The organism is Bacillus sp. SJ-10 (assembly GCF_002843505.1).
In the GTDB taxonomy this organism is placed as follows: Bacteria; Bacillota; Bacilli; order Bacillales; family Bacillaceae; genus Bacillus; species Bacillus velezensis.
On record NZ_CP025258.1, the window covers coordinates 3,427,860 to 3,447,761 of the forward strand.

The window sequence follows — 19,902 nt, forward strand, 5'->3', positions numbered from 1 at the left end:
GCTTTTATTTCTGATATAAAAACACCCTGCCCGCTGGCCGGACAGGGTGTTTCGGTTAAGACATGTGCTGGTCCCGATAAATCTTTTCGTTTTTAATGCCGTACGCTTTTTGCACGATATAGAGCGGACGGTCTTTTGCTTCGTCATAAATCCTTCCGATATATTCGCCGATCATTCCGAGCATTAATAGAACGATGCCGCTGAATAACAGCTGTATCACAATCAGAGAGGACCAGCCCGTAATGGTGCTGTTCGTAAACAGCTTCATGTATAAAACAATAAACATATAGAGAAAACCCGCTCCGGACATGATCATTCCCGCATAGCTTGCCGCCTTGAGCGGTTTATGAGAGAACGTTGTGATTCCGTCCATGGAAAGCTTCAGCATTTTTTTAAGCGGGTATTTCGTTTCCCCCGCAAGCCGCTCATCTCGTTCATATTCTACAGCAGTCTGCTTAAAGCCGACCCAGCTGACGAGCCCTCTGACAAAAGGATTTTTTTCTTTTAATTTTTTCATCTCATCACAGACTTTTCTGTCCAGCAGGCGGAAATCTCCGGTGTCGAGCGGAATATCAATATCAGTCACGTTCCGCAGCAGCCGGTAAAACATAGAGGCCGTCTGTTTCTTGAAAAAGGTTTCTCCCTTTCGTTTCGTTCTGACGGCGTACACCACATCGTAGCCTTCTTTCCACTGCTCAATCATATCAAGGATTAATTCAGGAGGGTCCTGCAAATCGGCGTCAATGACGGCGATTGCATTCCCCTCTGCATAATCCATACCCGCTGTGATCGCGATCTGATGTCCGAAGTTTCTGGAAAAATCAATAATTTTCACTCTCGGATCAATCAGACTTTGCTCTCTTAAAATCTCAATACTGCGGTCTTTGCTTCCATCATTGACAAAGATCAATTCATAATGCTCTTTTGTTTGATCCATCACTTCTTTCAGACGCTGATAGGTTGTCTGAATGACGAGTTCCTCGTTATAAACCGGGACGACTATTGAATATTGAATATGTCTGCTCATGTTTTTTCCTCCTATTCATCAGATTGAAGTTCGTATAGTGAAGCTGATTGATTCATTCCGCCCGGCCCGCCGCTCATTCGGCTGTTTTTACCTGAGGCCTTGCTGCTTTTTTTATCAGCTGCATCACTATTTTTCGTTTTCTGATCTGTGTTTGATTGCCATTTATCTGAAGATACTTTCTTTCCGTTTTTCTCAACCCACTGCACAATATCGTTATTTCCGCCTTTGCCCATTCCGGATGCTAAGAAGTATTTTACTTTCCCTTCTTTTACGAGCTTTTTAAATTGGGCCAGCGTAATGGCCGGGTCAGACCCGCTGTATCCGCCGATCGCCATGACCGCTTTTTTCGTTTTAATAATGTAAGGCGCCGCAGTGTTGGAATCGGTTGTTGCAAATAGATAGTCCGCTCCGGCGTTGTGTTTCTCTAAATAGTTGATCAGTTTTGTATTGACAGATGCGTTATCCATTCCCATGCCTTTTCCGCTTGTTGAAGCGAGCTGAGGGCCTGTTTCAGGCAATGAGCTGTTGCCTCCGTACAGAAGCGGTGTGCTCGCCCAATAAATCGGCATGACCATCAAGACGAGAAGGGCTGCAAGTGAAACATAGTAACTGAGCGGTTTTTGGCGCTGTTTGAATACGAACAGAGCGATTGCTGCCACTGCGCCGATAACGCCTACTCCGATGCTCCAGCCTGCGCCGATTTGATCATTGTAGTTTCTAAGGATAAACAGCTCAAATCCGGTTGTCACAAGAATAGCGGCCGGCAATAGCCAAGTTTTCCATCCCGCCTGCTTGCGGTACAGATGAACGAGGGCGACCCATCCCGCACCGACAAGTGCCGCGATCGGAGGCGCCAGCATAATGAGATAATAATGGTGGAAAAATTCTGCGACACTGAAGAATCCGGCAATCGGCACAAGCCACGCTGCCCAAAAGATCGTTTCCTTCTGTTCTGCTGATAATCGTCTTCTTTCTCTCGCCCCGGCGATCAATAAACCGGCCATTCCAAAAATCGCAAACGGCAGGAGCCAGCTGATCTGATCAGATAATTCCGTTTGGAAAAGGCGCAGCGGACCAGGGGTTCCCGTACCGAACATTCCTGAACCTGATTGCATTTTCGAGCCGGTGCCTGTACCGCTTTTTCCTCCGCCGCCGGGACCGCCTCCGCCGCCATCTCCGCCGCTTGGAGGGCCTCCTTGACCGCCGCTTGGCATTTCGCCGCCGCTTGGCATTTTCCCGTTAGATGGAGGTGCCGTCATACTGCCGTTTTGTGATTTGTCTCCGCTTGCTGAACTGCTGCTTGAAGACTGGCCAGGCGGTTTTTGCATTTGTGAAGAACCGCCGGAAGAAGACATCTCTTTCGATGCGTTTCCGTCCGGCCCGCCCTGGCCGCCGCCGGAACTTTGCCCTGTCAGCCGCTGAATCCCGTTATATCCGAAAGCCAATTCCAATACGGAGTTTGTCTGGCTGCTTCCGACATATGGCCTTTTGCTGGCAGGAATATTGTCAACAATGAGCGGCCATGACAATGAAACGGCTGCTAAAACGGCTAACGCGCTTACCAATGAAATGATTTTTTTCTTAATCGTGGTGTTTGCCGCAATCATATAGAACAGCAAGAAGGCCGGCAAAATCATATAAGCCTGAAGCATTTTTGTGTTAAAGCCTGCTCCGACGACAAAAAATGCCGCCAAAAGCCAGATCAGTCTGCCCTTTCTGATCGCTTTAAAGAGAAGCCATGTGGCGAACAAGAGGAAAAAGACCAGTAAAGCATCGACATTGTTCGTCCGCGCGACCGCTACTGCGATCGGTGTACACGCCATGACAAATGAGGCGATGCGCGCCGCCGTTTTTCCGAACGTCGGCTTTATTAATAAGTACATGAATAGAACTGAACCTACACCCGCCAATGCCTGAGGCAGGATGACGCTCCACCCGTGCATACCGAATATCAGCGCGCTGATCGTTTGAATCTGGTATGTAACAGGCGGTTTATCTACCGTGATAAACCCGGCTGCGTCAAATGAAGCGTAAAAGAAATTATGAAAGCTTTGAAGCATACTCGTTACCGCTGCGGTGTAATAAGGATTCACCGTATCGTCATTCCAGATGTTGTACATATTCAAGAATGCGGAAGCGAGTAAAATGAGAATTAAGACTGCGTCTATCTCGCGTTTTTTCATTTTCACCTGTGTTTTCACTCCTTTTGTTTAACTTTGAACAAGTGTAACAACCAAATGTGAAAAATTTATTAATAAACAAAGACAATTATTTTGCCGTTTACAAATAGGTAAAAAGAATGACAAAACGGGTAAAAAAGCAAAAAAAGATGCCCCCGTCAAGCCGGGAGGCATCTGTCATGATTTCTGATTTACTGAATCGGTTTCAGCCGTGCTTCTATTTCAGAACGGCGGTGTTCGAGATAAGGCGGGAGCGCAACCGTTTTGCCCAGCTCTTCAGGTTTTTCATCAACCATAAATCCCGGACCGTCCGTTGACAATTCAAACAGAATTCCGTTCGGCTCCCGGAAGTACAGCGCTTTGAAATAATAACGCTCTACAATGCCTGAGTTGCTGAAACCTTCTTTCGTAATGATGCGGTGCCATAAAGCAAGCTCCTCTTCATTCTGGACGCGGAAGGCCACATGGTGCACGCTGCCTTTTCCAGGACGCTCGCGCGGAAGATCGTTTCTTTCAATGAGATGGACTTCTGTACGCGCGCCTCCGTTTCCGGATTCGAGCACCGTAACCGTGCCCCGGTCTTCATGCGTTTCTTTCCCGATTTCAGTGAAGCCCAGCACATCGGTTAACACACGCAGCGTCGGTTCTGCATACGGGACGGTCAATTCAACGGGACCAAGACCGCGGAAAGAAAATTCTTCCGGTATGCCGCTTTGCTTCACCGCTTCACCGATGTCTTTTCCTTTTTCGTCAGCTGTCAGCACAAGCCGCTGTCCTTCATGATCCTGAAAAGCGAGTGTGTCCCTGCCCGCTATTTTCACGATCTCACTGTGAGAGACCTGATGCTCTTCAAATCGTTTTTTCCAATATTGGAGCGCTTGTGCATCCGGGACACGCAGGCCGATTGAAGAAATACTGTTTGTTCCCGCATGAAACGGCGCAATCCGCGGAATCTCGAAAAACGTCAATTCAGATCCCGGATTGGCTGTTTCATCACCGTAAAACAAATGATACATCGTCGGTTCATCTTGGTTTACGGACTTTTTCACAAGCTTCAGTCCCAGGATGTTCCGATAGAAATCTAAATTTTTCTGCGCATCAGCCGTCAATGCTGATACATGGTGTATTCCATTAACTTTCATTATGTTATCCTCCAGTCAATTATCTCGATTTCGAGATATTTATATATACAATTTATGTTATCCGGATCGTAAAGTCAACCCATCTGCTTCACAGACGGTCTGCAGACTGCCGCTCCCTAAATAACGAACCTTTGATATAAAAAAACCATTAATGTTCGCTTTTAAAACGGTATTTTTTCCTTCTCAAAAGCAGAAACCTTTATCTTTTAGGGAAAACAACAAAATCAGAAAATTTATTTTATTCGTGTTTCAGCAATTAGGGTTTACAATATGGAAAATAGTTTTTTCATCATGACGATTTTACATCTGGAGGGAAAGGATATGCAGATTGAAGAGAACGGACTTAAAAAAGAGATCGGCCTTACCATCGCCCTCTCACTTGTTATCGGCACCATCATCGGTTCCGGCGTATTTATGAAACCAGGCGCCGTGCTTGCCTACTCCGGTGATGCGAAAACCGCGCTTATCGCGTGGCTGTTAGGAGGTATTTTGACGCTTGCAGGCGGATTGACCGTTGCGGAAATCGGCACTCAGATTCCGAAAACGGGCGGACTTTATACATATCTCGAAGAAGTGTACGGCGAATTTTGGGGCTTTTTGTGCGGATGGGTTCAAATTATCATTTACGGCCCGGCCATTATCGGAGCAATCGGCTTGTATTTCGGATCTTTGATGGCGCACTTGTTCAATTGGGATTCCGGCTGGTCTAAATTGATCGGGATTTCAGCCGTTTTGTTTTTAAGCATCATTAATATTATCGGAACGAAATATGGCGGCATCGTACAGGGAATTACGACTGTCGGCAAATTGATTCCGATTATCTGCATGATCGTGTTCGGCCTTTGGAAAGGCGATCAGCATATTTTCACAGCCGTTACAAGCAGCATGTCGGACATGAATTTCGGCGCTGCCATACTGGCCACCTTGTTTGCTTATGACGGCTGGATTCTGCTTGCGGCACTCGGCGGCGAGATGAAAAATCCGGAAAAGCTGCTCCCGAGAGCGATGACGGGCGGACTGCTGGTCGTCACCGCCATTTATCTTTTCATTAACTTTGCGCTGCTGCACATTCTTCCTGCGACCGACATCGTCAAACTCGGTGAAAATGCGACCGGCACCGCTGCCGGAATGCTGTTTGGCGACATCGGAGGAAAATTGATCAGCGTCGGAATCATCGTCAGCATCTTCGGCTGTTTAAACGGAAAGATTCTCGCTTTTCCGCGTGTCTCGTTTGCGATGGCGGAACGGAAACAGCTGCCGTTTGCCGGACAGATTTCGCGGGTTCATCCGACGTTCCGCACCCCGTGGATTGCCGTGTCATTTCAGATCGCGCTGGCCATTATTTTTATGATCGCCAGCAATCCCGATAAGCTGTCTGAAATCTCTATTTTCATGATTTATATTTTTTACGTCATGGCCTTTTTCGCCGTGTTTATCCTCAGAAAAAAAAGCGGCGGAAAACCGCGCGCCTACAGCGTGCCTTTGTATCCGATCATTCCTGTTTTGGCCATCGCGGGTTCACTGTTTGTGCTGATCAGCACGATCATTACAGATACACTGAGCTGCGCGCTGTCCCTCTTGATCGGCCTCGCCGGGCTGCCGCTTTATTTTTGGCTGAAAAACGGCAGAAAAAACTGATAAAAACGGTTCCTTTTACGGGAGCCGTTTTTTTTCTGGCAAAATCACGTGCAAAAGTTGACAGCAAATTCACATCTTTTGTTATACTTTTTAAGCAAGATGTCTGAATTCGAAGTATGTTACGTTTTTTTGGCGAAGTGGGTAACATAAGAAAAACAGGATGAGACACGTTTTTACGAAAAAATCAAGAGGCGTTTTTTTCGACTTTATCTGTTTTTTTTCGACAAAAGGCTATATAATAATTTGATGTGTGCATTGTCTCATTCAAACAATGGAGGGTTTTTAATGATAAAAAGAAAAAAAGATAAGTTCTCACTCCTTTTAACAGAAATCGCAAAAAACATAGACGAAACCGCAGAATACTTTGTCAACTTTAAAGTGACGAACCAGACGACTTTAAAGGAATTTGCCGATACGTTAAAAGAGTTTGAAACAAAAGGAGATAATCATGTTCATGTCATGATTAAAGAGCTGAACAAAGCTTTTATCACTCCCATTGAACGTGAAGACATCCTTGAGCTGACAAACAGCCTCGATGACGTGCTTGACGGAATCGAACATTTTTCAGCAATGATGGAGATTTTCTCGATCACTTCTTCCGATGAGCATATCGATAAGTTCAGCGGATACATCAGAGAGTGCGCGAAGGAAATTTTAATCACGATTGAGCTGCTTGCAGAAAACCGATTGAAGGACATTCACCCTCACGCCATTAAAATTAAGGAATACGAGCACAGCTGTGATAACCTGCACCGTAAATCATTAAAAAATCTGTTCGGCACAGAAACCGATCCGATTAAAGTGATTCAGTACCGCGAGATTTACGAAACGCTTGAGGAAATTGCCGACTCTTGCCAAAGCGTTGCCAATAACCTTGAAACCATTATTATGAAAAACGCGTAACGAGGGGTTATAATGGATACTCTATTACTTTTAACGATATTAATTGTCATATGCGCTTTGGTATTTGACTTCATTAACGGATTTCACGATACCGCAAACGCAATCGCCACCTCAGTTTCGACAAAAGCGCTGAAGCCGCGGCACGCAATCGTCATGGCCGCCATCATGAACTTTCTCGGAGCGATGACATTTACCGGTGTGGCGAAAACCATTACAAAGGACATTGTGAATCCTTATACATTAGACAACGGGTCAGTTGTCATTCTGGCGGCTCTACTCGCCGCAATCGCCTGGAACTTGATCACATGGTATTTCGGCATTCCGAGCAGCTCTTCACATGCGATTATCGGAGCGATCGCCGGAGCGGCCATTGCAGCGTCAGGTTTTGCGACTCTTAATTATAAAGGGTTCATTAAAATTATCGAAGCACTTATTTTATCACCGATCATCGCCTTTGTTCTCGGCTTTATCGTATATTCGATCGTGAAGCTGATTTTTAAAGACAGCAATCTGGCGAAAACAAATAAACGCTTCCGCAGAGTGCAGATTTTGACGGCTGCCATTCAGTCCTATACACACGGAACGAACGACGCGCAAAAAGCGATGGGTATCATTACGATGGCGCTTATGACGGCCAATTTACATAAAAGTGATGCCATTCCTTTTTGGGTGCAGCTCTCTTGTGCCCTGGCAATGGGTCTCGGCACATCCATTGGCGGCTGGAAAATCATTAAAACCGTCGGCGGAAAAATTATGAAAATCCGTCCGGTAAACGGCGTATCTGCCGACTTAACCGGCGCAGCCATTATTTTCGGGGCCACGTTTATTCATCTCCCTGTCAGCACGACACACGTCATTTCGTCTTCCATTCTCGGTGTGGGCGCTTCCCACCGCGTAAAAGGCGTAAACTGGGGAACGGCTAAACGGATGCTCATTACATGGGTCATCACCCTGCCGATTGCAGGTACACTCGGCGCCATCGCCTTTTTCATCTTAGATCTGTTTTTCTGATGACATCCGCTTCTTTACAGAAGCGGTTTTTTTGTGACAGGAAAATGATGTCATGACATAGAATGAACATAGCAGACCATTTTTCAAATTGTGAGGGATGCTCATGCTTTTGTTTTTTCAGATTATGGTGTGGACGATGGCGGCCGCACTCATTTTATATGTGTACGCATCCTGGCGGTATGAGGCAAAGGTAAAAGAAAAAATGTTTGCCATCCGTAAAACGTGGTATTTACTATTTGTACTGGGCTCCATGGTCTATTGGACATATGATCCCGAATCGCTCTTTGCCGCATGGAGACAATATTTGATTGTTGCCGTCTGCTTTGCCCTTATTGATGCGTTTATCTTTTTGAGCGCGTATATCAAAAAGCTCGCCGGCAATGAATTAGAGACGGATACGCGGGAAATTTTAGAAGAAAATAACGAAATGCTTCACTCCTATCTTGAAAAACTGAAAACCTATCAATATCTGTTGAAAAATGAACCGATCCATGTATATTATGGAAGTACAGAAGCTTATGCGGAAGGCATCAGCAGACTGCTGGCCGCTTATGCCGAAAAAATGAATGTCACGGCTTCCTTGTGCGACTATTCCGCACAATCGGATAAGGACCGCTTGACGGAGCATATGCCTGATGCGGCAGACGTTCAGTCCCGTCTTAACCGTAAAGACGTCTACTATGATCAAAAAGGCAGGCTTGTGCTTATTCCGTTTACAGTCCAGAACCGCCATTACGTGATCAAACTCACGTCGGAAAACCTGTTGACGGAATTCGATTATTTGCTTTTCACATCGCTAACGAGCATTTATGATTTAATGCTGCCAATAGAAGAGGAAGGTGACGGTTAAATGGAGCAGGCATTTCAAAACGGGCAGCCGGAAAAAAGAGCGAAACCGTTCAAAATGTTTAAAAAACGTTCAATGACAAGTATCGCAAGTTACCAGGTCAGCCCTCATACCGCCAGAATTTTCAAAGAAAACGAGCGGCTGATTGACAAGTATAAACAAAAAAAAGCTTGATTACACTAAGGACAGGAGACACGGCTCTTGTCCTTATTCCTTTTTTCCTTATCTTTCATATAATAAAACTAACAAAGAGATGCGACAGGTGATGATGTGAAGAAAATTGTCAGGCGCGTAAAGTTTGTGGATTACGGACGCTTCGGGCTTTCCGCTTATTCGCTGAGGATGCGGGCGAGGAATCTCGGGCTATTGAACCGGTTAAAAAAGAAAAAAGGCTGAATCCCGCAATGTGAACGGGACTCAGCCTTTTTTGTTAAAGCTGCATCAGAATTTTCGCTTTTACAGCGGGACCGTAGACGCCGTCAGACGTCAGTCCGTTTACAGATTGGAAGCGGGCCACGGCATCTGCGGTTTTCGGACCGTAGATACCGTCAATGCCATTATTGACAGCTCCTTTTTCAGGATAGAAATAAAGCGCGGCGAGCGCGTTTTGCACCTGGTATACCTTTTCACCGGACGTGTACGGCTCTGTCAGCTGAATCACCTCGTCCGGAAGAGAATACAGTGCTTCAACCGGCGGGCTGACGATCAGTACTTGTCCGACTTTAATCAGGTTCGGGTCAGCGATGTTATTCCATTTCTGCAGATCGGCCACGCTGACGCCGAATTTCCGCGCGATCGCTGACAGCGTATCTCCTTTTTGGACGGTATACGTCTGTCTTTCCCCAGAACCGATTCCCGCTTTAAACTCATCCCATGTATCCAACAGTCTTCTCGGACAAAGCTTTCCTGACCAATGCTTGTGCGCAACGACATTCGCAAGCGGGATGCCGTGCGACGTCATTAATGTGCGGATGAGCCATTGGGCGTTTGCCACGGCCTGTGAAAAGTTGCCGTCTGCGTTTTCACAAATTTCAATACCGATGGATTTACGGTTGCCGTCCCCGTTTCCGTCACCGGCATGCCAGCCGTTTTCGTTCAGCGGAAGATGCTGATAAATTTCCGTATCATCGACTGTGAAATGCCAGCTTGTCGGTGTATCGGGATTTTTCACATAGCTTGCGTGACTTTTGGCGTTAGCTCCGACTGCGGTATTGGCTGTATTGTGCACCGTAATGTAAATCGGTGTCATTGCATAGCCTGGGCGGTTATTGTTTCCTGCCGGGATAAAATCCTGTGTGATTTTTACCATATTCTCATCTCTCCTATTTCGATAAATTGTTTATTTTTAATAAAGCCTGCTGTTTTTTCCCTTTTGCTGTAACGTAATTGTTTTTAAACCAGGCGGCGGCAGTCGTTATGATTGTAAAAACGGCCGACCCGGCGGCATACAGCGTATCTGCAAGCTGGCTGACCTGGTCCTCCTGAATATTCAGCGGCGATTTGCCGAACATCAGCAAAGTTTGATTCAATAAAGCAAGCAAAAGAAGCACCGTCCTGACGACCGTGCCTTTGTCCGCGAATTTCATATCGGTTTCCCCCCTACTTTTGCAGCAGATTGTACATGATGGCGATGGCTCCGCCAATGACGCCCGTGCAGATTGCTGTCACGATCGCTCCTGTAATGGTCCGCTTAATCCATGTTGTGTTTTCGTCAATTTTGTTCAGTTTTTCATTCAGCGTCATGATTTGCTGATCCTGCCGGTCGGATACCCGCTCTAATGCGGCCACCCGCTGTTCAAGCACCTTTTGTTCACCTTTGATGCCTGCGAATTCTTTTTGCACCGCTTGTTCATCCAGAAGCACTTCCGCTCCCCCCTCTTACATTGTTCTCACCTCCCTTCGGAAGTTTCATTCTTAAGAAAATGCCGTGCCTTTGACAGAAAGGCTCCCGCCGGAAATGCTCTTGATTTCCATGATGATTTCCTTAAAGCCGGCAATATCAAATAACCACACTTCGTCTGTGCCTGATGTACCGGCGGCTGATGTTCCGTCTTCAGACCTGATTCCTCTGATCGGCACATTTTTTCCCGAGATGGATCTCCCCCAAAACGCGACATGGCCCGACTCAGCCGTGCCGGTGATTTCGACGAGAAGTTTTTTCCAAGCGCCCGCCGAGAAGATGCTTCCCTCGCCCGCCTCTGCTGCATTTTCATGAAAAATCACGTCTGTATATGAAAACGCCATATCACCGCCCGTACCGACAGATTGGTATAAAACAAATTCGGACTGCTTTTGATTTCCATTTTCAAAACGGAACCGATAATATCTTTTTGTCAGGCTGACCCACCCCGAAGCGGTCAGCACTCCGCCTTTAACTGCGACAGAATGTGAAGCCGTCCACGAATTGTTATCCTCGCTCTCTTCGATAAAAAGAGTTCCGCTGCGGTCCGAATAAGCCCACCCCTGTGCTCTGTCTATTAAGACGGCTCCTAAACGGTCTTGTCCGAATTGGCTGTATACTTCAATCGCTTCTAGCGGCGTATTGGTAAGAAGCTCTGTCATTCCGGACAAATCAGCAACCGGTGTGACATAATCGTTTTTGTTACCGCGATAAGCTTTTACTGCGCCGGGTCTGCCAAGTTGATCGGCGGGAAATTCAAATGAATGCTTTTTCATCGGCCGTCCTCCTTTTCTCATTTATTAAAAATGACAAATAAAAAAAGCCGTTTGGCTTATGACACAGCATTTTTATAGTTTTCGTATGTTTCACCCGTTATTTCTTGAAATTCCTCAGGCGTGATATACTTCGCGGCCACACCTTCAGCCAGATCTTCGGCAGAGCAGTCATCATAGCCCATAGCCTGTTTTACCATTTCTATTGAGGCCCACTTATAAAACAAAGCGTAAACCCAAAAGTTAAGTCTCTTCATTTTTTCATTCTCCTTTTACGTTTAATAATTCTAATTTTAAAGACGCTAATTGCCTGCCGAGTGACTGCTGCGCTTGTTCGGCTGCTTTTCTGGCCAATTTCTCATTCGCCAGCTGTCCGCCGAAGCCTGCAAGCTGGTTTGAATCGGGAGCCGTATCTTTTTTTAAGCTGTCTTTATATACTTCGTCAGCCGTTTCCACCCATTCTTGTTTCTCTTCATCAAAAAATGGGCGCCACATGCCTTCGCCGTTTATTTCCGGCGGAAAGTCCGCAGCGTTAGCCAGCATCAAATAATCTCCTGTCTCAGAATCCGGATAAAGCTCAACCGGAGTGCCTGTATAAATGTTGTCATTGTCATACGGAAATATTAATTTCATATTCTCGCTCCTTTACGTGAGTGCCAAAACAAGGTCAATATAATAGCCGTTCACGTTATTTTCTATATTGGCCATAATTCCCGTCAGCTTCATATCTCCATTAGAATAAATAATAAATTTGCTGTAACCGGTGGTGCCGCTGGCTGCAACCATCGTTACAACGCCTTTGGCCGGCGCACAAGAGGATGGCACACTCCCAAATACCACTTCTCTGTCCGTAAGAACGTGTCCGTTCAGGTGAAGGGTGTTTCCCACTTTGCGGTATTGAAGCGGCCTGTCTCCTGATTTAGCGCCATTTTTATAAGGAACATTTATCCAAGGTACATTCTCAGTATCAAGTTCAGTAACGAGGCGCCGCCAGCCCTGCCAGCCCAAGTTCAAATCCAAATAGTTCGTGAACATATTATTTTTATAATCGACGGCAATGACATACCCAAACGTTCCCTTTCCCTCACTGTCAAGAGAGGTAAAATGAAACATGCAGAAACCGTTTCGGTATACTGCAAAACGCCGAATGTTTTCATGCCCGCGCTGTCTGAGGCGGAAGCCTTCACGGTTTTATCGTCTTTTTGCAGCCGCATGACGACACGGGTTGCGGTATCATCAATTGAGGTGCTGTATTGATACCCTGTGATATTAACTCCTGTTTCCAGCACCCATATGTCAGACGGCTCCGGCCATTCACGCAAGCCGAGCCTGCCTTTTTCTGAATAGAGCTGATAATTGCGCCCCGTCTGGCTTTTTGTCTGCTTTAACGCTTTTAGCATCATATCGTAAAGACTTGTATCGTTAAAGCTTTTCACATAATAAAGACAAAACAGCCGCTGGCGTTCGTTTAACTCATCACCTTCGCCCGGGTTGTTTTTTCCGCCGCTTTCCGCGTTCTTATGGAGCGCCTCGTCCCAGCGCCCTTCTTTTTTCCATCTGCCGATCGTTCTTGCGGATACGCCTGATTTGCCGGCAAGGGCGCGATTTGTGATGCGGCCTTGATGAGACTGATAGATTGTAAATGCCTGTTCTCTTTTTGCGTTTTTCATGCTACGGCATCACCGCCACCTCCGACATGATTGTCTATAATAAAAAGCGGCTTCTAATCGGGCCGCTTTTTGTGATCGTCTGTTCACTTCTAGGTGGCAAACGTATGACAACTTATGAAGCAGGCGATTGATTTCTTTGTTCTTGCTGTTTTTGAATTTTTAGAAGCGCCCGTTTGACCGTCGTCTGTACGGTTGATTTCTTTACATTCAGCAAGGCGGCGATCCGTTCATATGAAAAGCATTCCGCTTTGTGGAGCAGCAGCATTTCTTTTTCTCTATCCGTTAAAACGGCTAATGCGTCCCGCAGTCTGATTCTGTCTTCTTCAGTCACATTTGCGGAAGGTTCAAACATCAGCGCCTGTGAATAGGTTTCTATAATTCTCGGATCTTTAATCAGCATTCTCTGATAAGCGTCTCTGCGGTCTATCGCTCTTCTTATGCCGGGCTGCCGGCCTTTTTCAAGCCATTCGATGACATATTCCACATCTGTAATGATTGTTCTGATGATTTTTTTATCTTTCAGTTCTTCTGAAGTAAGCACCGTTTCATCGGCTTCCTCCAGCTGCTTGTACCACTTTTTCGTCTCTTTCAGCGTGCGTTTATATTCAAATAGTAAGTCTTCCATGTAGATCCTCCTCTTTTTCGGAACAAAAAAAGGACACCAACCAATGCGCAGCATGTGCGCGATTGATCAGTGTCCGCAGGCTTTCCGTCTTGGACGTATTCTGTTTTTAATTCAATTTAAAGCCGATTTCATATTCGACCCGGGCCAGATCCCCTTTTCGCGTTTCGACAAGCGTTTTGCCGTGCTCCGGCGCTTCGGCGAGCCATGCTTCCTTTTTCAGTCCGTCTACAATAATCACCCGAACCTTGCCTTCTTCCAGCTGGCTTTTTAATGTTGTATGTTCAATGTCGGTCAGTTTTTTAGGATTCATGTTTTACGTCCTCCGTCTTTTTCAGGATGTTTACTTCATGTATGAGGCTTTCGAGCTGATTTATAAACGCTTCTTTTTCTTCAGAACTTTCTCCCCGGAGCAGGCGGAGAGCCGTTTCGGCCGCCTCAAAAAGTTCCGGGGCTTTCGCCATCAATGCCGCGTTGATCTGCTGAGAGTATGAACTTAAGTTGAAAACGGCCGCGATGAGCCTTCCGTTTGAATAAGGGAACTTCTCTTTATCCGCTTCGCTGTAAGCGGAATAAATGTAAATGGGTTTTTCTTCTCCGCTGTGTACGGCCCGCCATGGAGCGGGGCTGTGTTTTTCTTGCAATGGTTATCCTCACTTTCCATCAGCCTCATGCCATGCTTCAATTTGCTTTTCTATCCGTTTCGCCCTGAACAGCAGGCAAAAAAGCCATTTAATATATTTGCACACGTGCATCAAGCCTCACTTTTGCGTCTTGAACCATTCGCTCAAGACGTTTAATGACCGGCGTTAAATCAGTGCCTGTTTTGCAGTTCGGGCAAGGGTGAAAGACAGCGCCGAAACCCGTTTCCGTCACAATGACCTTCTTCGGCCCGCACAGCTTACACATTATCTCGCCCCCTCTAATCTGTGGTTTACGTCAAATGAATTGCCATTAATGATGACTAAATAATCGCTGCACATCTCATAAATTCTTGTGCCCAAGGCTTCATCAACCTGCACCAGTCCGTCACAGGCCAGCTCGCTCGAGATAAGAACCGGCTTATGATTTAAATAGCGGTAATTCACGACGGCGTACATTTGTTCAATCTGCCAATCGGTCGCCCGGGGTTTTCCGTTCAGCGGTTTGAACAGATCGTCAATAAAAAGCACATCCGCCTGTTTCATACGGCCAAGCTTTGCATCAAGCAGATCAAAATCATTTTTTAAATCCGTAAAGCCCTCCACAAAAGGAAAATACAGCACCGGTGTCTGCTTCTGTCTCATGACATAATTGCTGAGAGCGGTCAAAAGATGGGTTTTTCCCGATCCCGGACGCCCTAAAAGGGCAATGCTGTTTTTCCGGCAGTTTTTAATCTTGTCGAAGTTTTCAACATATTCAAGGGCGCACTCATATGCGTCGACGACTGCCTGAGGCTTGCCCCGCGTGATAAATCCTTTGAAATCCAGCTTCCGAAAGGCGCCTGTAATCTCACTTGCGCTGAGGATGCGCTCTGCTTTTCGTTCGGCGGCGCAGCGGCACTTAACCCACACATCCATTCCCAGCTGGTTTTTGAGATAACCGCCCTGATCTTTACAGAGCGGACAGTCAAAGCGGCTTTCGTCTGATTCTTCCGGTCTGTCCGCCAGTAATGGACGTTTTCCGTTTTTCAGGTCGGCCAGTATCTGCTCGATCGTTCGTTTTGTCATGTATCGTATTCCTCTCTTTTTTTGTTGTGATTGTCCTTCCCGCAATTCGTGCATTCAAGCGGTCTTCCATATACTTGGCGCAATAGCTGAAAGCCTTGATCGTTTCAGCTGAAGAGGTGCGCCGCTGTTCAAAAGCGGTAAAGCATTCGCCGAGCCATTTGATTGCTTCTTGTGCTGACGCACCGAGGGAAACAATACGGGCGATGGCCTGATAATCCCGGGGCGAGGGGTATACGCTCCGCCCCTCCTGTGCAGACCTTAATCTGATAAAATGGGCGGCAATGTCGTTAATCGCTTCTTCAGCAGTATGATTTTTTGTTATATCTATTTCTCTCCGGACATTTTTGTCCCGGTGATCCGCCGATATTGTCCGGTCTGTGACTTCCGGACGGGTCAATGTCTTTTTCGGCGTGAATCTTTTCGAGTGCTTTACGGAGACGATGAGTCCGTAAGGGGCGCGGACGGTTTTGATATATTCATGCTGTTCCAAGCTCTCGAGCCACCGTCTGACGGTTTTTTCGCTGACGGCAAATACGTCGGCCATTTCTTTTGCTTTTACGGGTTTATGACCGAGGACGATCCCCCACTTTACGCCGTCTTTTACGTGTTCCTTTGTCGTTGAGCTGATGAACCATAAAAACAGCCATATGGCGGACCCTATTTTTTCATAATGTTCTGAATTCAATAATCCGGAATAGATGAAAAACGGGTAGCTTTTACGATTCATATTGGACGTCTCCGTTTTTCTTCAGACTTATATAGCGTTCATACTGCAATCGGTTATCAAATCGGAATACCGGAAGTCCGCAAGCGGTAAAAGATATCGAACCGCCTGCTTTCCCTAAACATCTCTGGTCAGCCGGATTGCTGCTGAAACGGATGATTATCGGCTGCATCTCTCACCCTCCTGATCAATTTCTTATCGTATTTTGATACATTTTGTATCCTTATGATGTTGATTATATACGATACATTTCGTATCATCAAGACCTTTTTGATACTTTTTTTATCATCTCTTTATTTTGATACATTTTGTATCTATAATCATAAGTAACTTAGGGTGTTGAAAAAAGAGAGGTCATTCGGATGATAGGCGGAAGATTAAAGAGTCTCAGAGGAAAGAAAACGCAGGAAGAAGTCGCAAATCATATCGGTGTCTCGCGCGCCAGATATTCTCATTATGAAAACGGCCGATCTGAACCCGATTACGACACGCTGCAAAAGCTTGCGGATTATTTCAAAGTGTCGACTGATTATTTGTTAACCGGAAAAGAACCTTCAGATGAAGACATGTTTGCCGATCCCGACCTGCAGATAGCATATCGGGACATGCAGGACTTTTCGCCGGAAAGCAAGCAGCAGGCCATTGAATTCATTAATTATTTAAAAGAAAAAGAGAAAAACCGCAGGCCGAAACATAAATAATCCGCTCTTTTCCTTTAAACTGCTTAACGTTCAGCCGATATAAAAGCTGAATGTTTATTTTTAAAAGAAAAGGGAATTGATTCAAAGTCCGATCAGGGCTTTTCTTTCTCGCTAAAAAAGAACATATGTTCGAAAGGGTGTATTCAATTGGGCGATTTTTTAACACATCTTGAGGAATACGTCAAAAACTTATATTGCCGCATGGGAATGACCGCCCCTCTCCATATTGATATGCAGATGATTGCCAAGGAGCTTGACATTTGGATTCATTTTGAAGATACGCACAGTATGATGCTGAAGCGGGACGGCATGTACAGCATCGTCCTGAACCAAAAAAAGTCACCCGAAGAGCAATGGCAGGATTTTGCGCACGAACTGTGCCATGTGCTGAAGCATACCGGCAACCATTTTCATATGAACAAGCTGTTCAGGGAACTGCAGGAATTTCAGGCCAACCATTTTATGTACCACTTCTGTGTGCCGACCTTTATGCTGTTAAACATGGAGCTTCCCCAGCGGAGAAGCCATGCCGTTATTTTAATCGCAGCCGCTTTCCGGGTGACGGCATCATTTGCGGAAAAAAGGCTGGAGCTGTTTGAACGGCGTAAAGCAGGTATTCAATTTCAGAAGCGGCTCACTTGTCTGTTATCCGACAAGCGGCCGAATGGGTATTATGAAAGCGGACAGACACACTTGCATGCCGCTGAAGAAAAAACGCCGTATTTTATTGAAAATTAGCGATTCTCCGCCGGCAGAATGTCATCATTTTAAATCGCAGGAAAGGTTTTTGCATCATGACGCTGTTCTCACCGTGCTGCCCGCCAAGCACTTCTTGCGCCGCATAGCTCCAGGCCCCCTGTTCATTTATCATAAAAACCGGCCTTCACGGCTTCTACATACCGAAAAAACAGATCGGTTGGCGTATATTTTTCTCCCCGGCAGCCAAAATTGCTGAACAGCGCGTGTCTCTGCGCCGTGCTCACTTCCAATTGCAGCCCCATTTTCCTTTTTGTCCGATTGACAATGTTGCCGGGATTTACACCTGCCAGCCGATCATTCTTCTCTGTCAGCTCGGCATCAAATCCCGCTTCACGCAGCAGATCACAAATCAGTCTTGCTTTTTCCAGATCCGCGCCCCCGACGAGTGTATTTGCCTTTTTCAGATCATGATACCCGTGAAAAGCCAATCCGTAATGATGGGCGGTCACTTTTTCTAAAGCCAGGGGTTCGTCAAAGCGTGTGCTTGTCAAGTGGAGAGAACGGTTATTGCACCGCTTCGTCCCTTCAAATAAGTAAATTGAGCTTTGGTCAGAAAATGCCCGCACCAGCTCACTGACACCCGGTTCAATTCTCCCGCCGTGGGGAGCGAGGACGATACATTTACTTCCCACTTTTTCTTCATAAATAATTCTGTATTCCGATTCAGCAGCAGAAAGGGCTGCGAAATTGTCATATCTATCTTTCATGTGTAACATGCTCTCCTTTTCCAGTCAGCATCAGTTTACTCTACTCATCTGGGAATGGAAACCTTTTTATAGTATGATTTGATAGAATACGTATCAGGGGGGATATATCATGGGGTTCATCAATGGATTGCTGGGCAATGCGTCGACAATATCGACGGCTGAAGCAAAAGCAGAACTGGCCCGTATTCTGCTGGAAGGTGAGAATGTCAACGCCGCATTTAAGCTCGTCCGAGATATTATTGTCTTTACGGATAAGCGTCTTATTCTTGTTGATAAACAGGGACTCACGGGGAAGAAAACGGAGATTCAATCCATTCCGTACAAGAGCATTTCCAGATTCAGCGTAGAAACCGCCGGCCGCTTTGACCTTGATTCAGAGCTGAAAATTTGGATTTCAGGCGCGGAACTTCCCGCTGTCTCAAAGCAGTTTAAAAAAGATGAAAGCATTTATGATATTCAAAAGGCCCTTGCCGCAGTTTGTATGTAAGAAGAAACGGAAGCCCGGGGAGCTTCCGTTTTATTGATTACAGTTTTTCTTCAATTTTCGCCTTCGTTTTCGGGCCGTAAATTCCGTCTGCCGTTAATCCGCTGACGGATTGAAAACGTTTTACGGCATTTGCCGTTTTCGGACCGTAAACGCCGTCCGCCCCATGATTTTTTGCTCCTTTATCGGGATAAAAATAAAGAGCGGATAAAGCGTTTTGCACTTGTTTTACGTTTGTCCCTTTCGTCAGCGGTTTCGTCACTTTGATCACACCGGATGGAAGCGGATAGGAAGGCACAGCCTGACTTTTTGAAGAAGAACCCGTCTGAGCGAGCTTGATCACTTGTCCGACTGTAATGTGATTCGGATCGGTGATATGGTTGATGCTTTGCAGCGATTTTATGCTGACACCGTGCGATGCGGCGATTTCCGATAGGGTGTCGCCTTTTTTCACATGGTATTCAGAGGCGGAAGAAGAAATAGAGGCTTTTTTCGCCGGCATACTTCCGCTTAATTTCTTTTCAATCTTCGCCTTCACTTCATCCCAGCGGCCTTCAGACAAAATGCGGTGCGGGCAGTACTTTCCGTTCCAGTCCTGATGCTTTCTGATTCTGTCAATCCCCCAGCCTCGTTCTTTCAAAAGCTGCGCCGCGAACGCAATCGCCAGTTCTTCTGCGGCTCTGTACCGTTCGCCGCCTGACTTGCTGTAACAGATTTCTATAGCAATCGACTTTCGGTTTCCGGTACCGTTCGTGCCGTCTCCCGAATGCCAGGCATTCCGGTCCAACGGAATTCCCTGGATCACTTCTTTGTCATCAACCGCAAAATGATAGCTCGTTGATTCGCTGTTTCCCGTCATATAGCTGATTTCATTAGCGGCGGATGCGTCGTTTGCCGTGTTATGAATGGTAATATACTCCGGCGTCATCGGATTCGGACATTTTAACGCATATTTATCAGCCGATACGAGCCGTTTTTTCACTTCAATCCCCACTCTTCATCTCTCCTTATGCCTTTTTCATCAATAGGTGGCATTCGTAGGACAGATAACTTGAGCATATAGACCCTGCATTCGGATAAAAATGGAATGGATACGCATGCAAAA

At 46.1% G+C, this 19,902-nt stretch carries 28 protein-coding genes and 2 pseudogenes; 9 read left to right on the forward strand and 21 right to left on the reverse strand.

Annotated features, from left to right (window positions below):
• Positions 1-55: 55 nt before the first annotated feature.
• The 3 genes from CXL14_RS16780 to CXL14_RS16790 form a co-directional block, all read right to left on the reverse strand.
• Positions 56-1,027: a glycosyltransferase family 2 protein gene (locus CXL14_RS16780; RefSeq protein ID WP_014417531.1), complete on the reverse strand. Its 972-nt coding sequence runs from the start codon at positions 1,025-1,027 to the stop codon at positions 56-58.
• Positions 1,028-1,038: 11 nt separating this feature from the next.
• Positions 1,039-3,216, reverse strand: coding sequence for an ArnT family glycosyltransferase (locus tag CXL14_RS16785; RefSeq protein ID WP_014417530.1), 2,178 nt, complete (start codon positions 3,214-3,216; stop codon positions 1,039-1,041).
• Between the two features lie 182 nt (positions 3,217-3,398).
• Positions 3,399-4,349: a ring-cleaving dioxygenase gene (locus CXL14_RS16790; protein ID WP_014417529.1), complete on the reverse strand. Its 951-nt coding sequence runs from the start codon at positions 4,347-4,349 to the stop codon at positions 3,399-3,401.
• A gap of 321 nt (positions 4,350-4,670) precedes the next feature.
• On the opposite strand from CXL14_RS16790, the gene CXL14_RS16795 reads away from it, so the two are divergent.
• From CXL14_RS16795 to CXL14_RS20455, 6 genes are all read left to right on the forward strand, one after another.
• Complete coding sequence (locus CXL14_RS16795; protein ID WP_007610842.1) at positions 4,671-5,987, forward strand: APC family permease; 1,317 nt, start codon at positions 4,671-4,673, stop codon at positions 5,985-5,987.
• A gap of 285 nt (positions 5,988-6,272) precedes the next feature.
• A complete protein-coding gene (locus tag CXL14_RS16800) occupies positions 6,273-6,890 on the forward strand; it encodes a DUF47 domain-containing protein (RefSeq protein WP_003154804.1) in 618 nt (205 codons plus the stop codon).
• 12 nt (positions 6,891-6,902) lie between these two features.
• Positions 6,903-7,901: an inorganic phosphate transporter gene (locus CXL14_RS16805; protein ID WP_003154805.1), complete on the forward strand. Its 999-nt coding sequence runs from the start codon at positions 6,903-6,905 to the stop codon at positions 7,899-7,901.
• 103 nt (positions 7,902-8,004) lie between these two features.
• Positions 8,005-8,751 (forward strand): type II toxin-antitoxin system SpoIISA family toxin, encoded by a 747-nt coding sequence (locus CXL14_RS16810; protein ID WP_007407256.1) that lies wholly within the window; start codon positions 8,005-8,007, stop codon positions 8,749-8,751.
• Complete coding sequence (locus CXL14_RS16815; protein ID WP_014417527.1) at positions 8,752-8,922, forward strand: type II toxin-antitoxin system SpoIISB family antitoxin; 171 nt, start codon at positions 8,752-8,754, stop codon at positions 8,920-8,922. It begins immediately after the preceding gene.
• A 96-nt stretch (positions 8,923-9,018) separates the two neighbouring features.
• Positions 9,019-9,144 carry a hypothetical protein gene (locus CXL14_RS20455; RefSeq protein ID WP_003154809.1) on the forward strand — a complete coding sequence of 42 codons (126 nt, stop codon included), beginning with the start codon at positions 9,019-9,021 and terminating at the stop codon, positions 9,142-9,144.
• A 34-nt stretch (positions 9,145-9,178) separates the two neighbouring features.
• On the opposite strand, the gene CXL14_RS16820 is transcribed toward CXL14_RS20455, so the two are convergent.
• From CXL14_RS16820 to CXL14_RS16885, 15 genes and pseudogenes are all read right to left on the reverse strand, one after another.
• A complete protein-coding gene (locus CXL14_RS16820) occupies positions 9,179-10,057 on the reverse strand; it encodes an N-acetylmuramoyl-L-alanine amidase (RefSeq protein WP_007407257.1) in 879 nt (292 codons plus the stop codon).
• Positions 10,058-10,070: 13 nt separating this feature from the next.
• Positions 10,071-10,334, reverse strand: a complete 264-nt coding sequence (locus CXL14_RS16825; RefSeq protein WP_003154813.1) for a phage holin — start codon at positions 10,332-10,334, stop codon at positions 10,071-10,073.
• Positions 10,335-10,347: 13 nt separating this feature from the next.
• Positions 10,348-10,611: a hemolysin XhlA family protein gene (locus CXL14_RS16830; RefSeq protein ID WP_003154815.1), complete on the reverse strand. Its 264-nt coding sequence runs from the start codon at positions 10,609-10,611 to the stop codon at positions 10,348-10,350.
• Between the two features lie 51 nt (positions 10,612-10,662).
• Positions 10,663-11,424, reverse strand: a complete 762-nt coding sequence (locus CXL14_RS16835) for a hypothetical protein (protein WP_014417526.1) — start codon at positions 11,422-11,424, stop codon at positions 10,663-10,665.
• Between the two features lie 56 nt (positions 11,425-11,480).
• Positions 11,481-11,678: an XkdX family protein gene (locus tag CXL14_RS16840; RefSeq protein ID WP_007610833.1), complete on the reverse strand. Its 198-nt coding sequence runs from the start codon at positions 11,676-11,678 to the stop codon at positions 11,481-11,483.
• Positions 11,679-11,682: 4 nt separating this feature from the next.
• Positions 11,683-12,054, reverse strand: coding sequence for an XkdW family protein (locus tag CXL14_RS16845; protein WP_014417525.1), 372 nt, complete (start codon positions 12,052-12,054; stop codon positions 11,683-11,685).
• Positions 12,055-12,066: 12 nt separating this feature from the next.
• Positions 12,067-12,534 (reverse strand): annotated as a pseudogene (locus CXL14_RS16850) (hypothetical protein); the annotation flags it as partial.
• Positions 12,535-12,536: 2 nt separating this feature from the next.
• Positions 12,537-13,091 (reverse strand): annotated as a pseudogene (locus CXL14_RS16855) (XkdQ/YqbQ family protein); the annotation flags it as partial.
• A 112-nt stretch (positions 13,092-13,203) separates the two neighbouring features.
• Positions 13,204-13,716, reverse strand: coding sequence for a sigma-70 family RNA polymerase sigma factor (locus CXL14_RS16860; protein ID WP_012117362.1), 513 nt, complete (start codon positions 13,714-13,716; stop codon positions 13,204-13,206).
• A gap of 106 nt (positions 13,717-13,822) precedes the next feature.
• Positions 13,823-14,026 (reverse strand): XtrA/YqaO family protein, encoded by a 204-nt coding sequence (locus CXL14_RS16865; RefSeq protein WP_003154859.1) that lies wholly within the window; start codon positions 14,024-14,026, stop codon positions 13,823-13,825.
• Positions 14,016-14,357, reverse strand: a complete 342-nt coding sequence (locus CXL14_RS16870) for a hypothetical protein (protein WP_014417522.1) — start codon at positions 14,355-14,357, stop codon at positions 14,016-14,018. Before CXL14_RS16870 ends, CXL14_RS16865 begins: the two co-directional genes overlap by 11 nt.
• 88 nt (positions 14,358-14,445) lie before the next feature.
• Positions 14,446-14,622: a hypothetical protein gene (locus tag CXL14_RS20240; protein WP_014417521.1), complete on the reverse strand. Its 177-nt coding sequence runs from the start codon at positions 14,620-14,622 to the stop codon at positions 14,446-14,448.
• On the reverse strand, positions 14,622-15,422 hold the full coding sequence (locus CXL14_RS16875; protein ID WP_014417520.1) for an ATP-binding protein: 801 nt from the start codon (positions 15,420-15,422) through the stop codon (positions 14,622-14,624). The genes CXL14_RS20240 and CXL14_RS16875 overlap by 1 nt, the downstream gene beginning before the upstream one ends.
• Entirely contained in the window at positions 15,322-16,149 is an 828-nt protein-coding gene (locus CXL14_RS16880) for a phage portal protein (RefSeq protein WP_014417519.1), read from the reverse strand. Before CXL14_RS16880 ends, CXL14_RS16875 begins: the two co-directional genes overlap by 101 nt.
• The gene (locus tag CXL14_RS16885; protein ID WP_014417518.1) at positions 16,139-16,318 is read right to left on the reverse strand and encodes a hypothetical protein; all 180 of its coding nucleotides are present in this window, start codon (positions 16,316-16,318) and stop codon (positions 16,139-16,141) included. The genes CXL14_RS16880 and CXL14_RS16885 overlap by 11 nt, the downstream gene beginning before the upstream one ends.
• A 190-nt stretch (positions 16,319-16,508) precedes the next feature.
• Between CXL14_RS16885 and xre the strand changes: the two genes are divergently transcribed.
• Together xre and CXL14_RS16895 are read left to right on the forward strand one after the other, a co-directional pair.
• Complete coding sequence (gene xre / locus CXL14_RS16890) at positions 16,509-16,847, forward strand: HTH-type transcriptional regulator Xre (RefSeq protein WP_003154871.1); 339 nt, start codon at positions 16,509-16,511, stop codon at positions 16,845-16,847.
• A gap of 147 nt (positions 16,848-16,994) precedes the next feature.
• Entirely contained in the window at positions 16,995-17,585 is a 591-nt protein-coding gene (locus CXL14_RS16895; protein ID WP_014417517.1) for an ImmA/IrrE family metallo-endopeptidase, read from the forward strand.
• Here CXL14_RS16895 and CXL14_RS20245 read toward each other — a convergent pair.
• Positions 17,572-17,718, reverse strand: coding sequence for a hypothetical protein (locus CXL14_RS20245; protein ID WP_014721040.1), 147 nt, complete (start codon positions 17,716-17,718; stop codon positions 17,572-17,574). The two genes, CXL14_RS16895 and CXL14_RS20245, sit on opposite strands and share 14 nt — an antisense overlap.
• Positions 17,708-18,313 carry a poly-gamma-glutamate hydrolase family protein gene (locus tag CXL14_RS16900; RefSeq protein WP_014417516.1) on the reverse strand — a complete coding sequence of 202 codons (606 nt, stop codon included), beginning with the start codon at positions 18,311-18,313 and terminating at the stop codon, positions 17,708-17,710. The genes CXL14_RS20245 and CXL14_RS16900 overlap by 11 nt, the downstream gene beginning before the upstream one ends.
• A gap of 109 nt (positions 18,314-18,422) precedes the next feature.
• On the opposite strand from CXL14_RS16900, the gene CXL14_RS16905 reads away from it, so the two are divergent.
• Complete coding sequence (locus tag CXL14_RS16905; protein ID WP_007610770.1) at positions 18,423-18,800, forward strand: PH domain-containing protein; 378 nt, start codon at positions 18,423-18,425, stop codon at positions 18,798-18,800.
• A 37-nt stretch (positions 18,801-18,837) separates the two neighbouring features.
• Here CXL14_RS16905 and CXL14_RS16910 read toward each other — a convergent pair whose 3' ends face one another.
• Entirely contained in the window at positions 18,838-19,791 is a 954-nt protein-coding gene (locus CXL14_RS16910; protein ID WP_014417515.1) for an N-acetylmuramoyl-L-alanine amidase, read from the reverse strand.
• Positions 19,792-19,902 lie beyond the last annotated feature (111 nt).